The 428-nt window shown below is 54.9% G+C and carries 1 protein-coding gene; it reads right to left on the bottom strand.

From position 1 onward, the window contains the following. A partial coding sequence (locus J0A66_RS21765) for a Mur ligase domain-containing protein (RefSeq protein ID WP_241264377.1) occupies window positions 1-428 on the bottom strand: 428 nt, incomplete at both ends.

Below are 428 nucleotides of genomic sequence, written 5' to 3'. Positions count from 1 at the left end.
CGAGTCACCCAAACGGGCGGAAATGCCAAAGTTCTCCGGCACGCCGCCTATCAGAAAGCCAGGATTGAGCCCGGTGTATTCCAGAATCCAGGCTAGCATACTGGATGTCGTGGTTTTGCCATGAGTACCGGACACCGCCAGTACCCAACGGTCTTTGAGCAGGTTTTCCAGTAACCACTGTGGCCCGCTGGTATAAGGCAAGTTGTGATCCAGTACATATTCCACCGCGGGATTGCCGCGACTCATGGCGTTGCCGATGACCACTAAATCCGGAGCAGGTTCCAGCTGAGCGGGATCATAGCCTTGGGTAAGATTGATACCCAATTGTTCCAGTTGGGTGCTCATAGGTGGATAGACATTGGCGTCTGAGCCGGTTACGTGGTGGCCTAATGCTTTGGCCAGGGCCGCGATACCACCCATAAAGGTGC

The organism is Bowmanella dokdonensis (assembly GCF_017254865.1).
GTDB lineage: Bacteria > Pseudomonadota > Gammaproteobacteria > Enterobacterales > Alteromonadaceae > Bowmanella > Bowmanella dokdonensis.
Note: the sequence above shows the minus strand (reverse complement) of the source record. Positions and strands in the feature narration are given on the sequence as shown.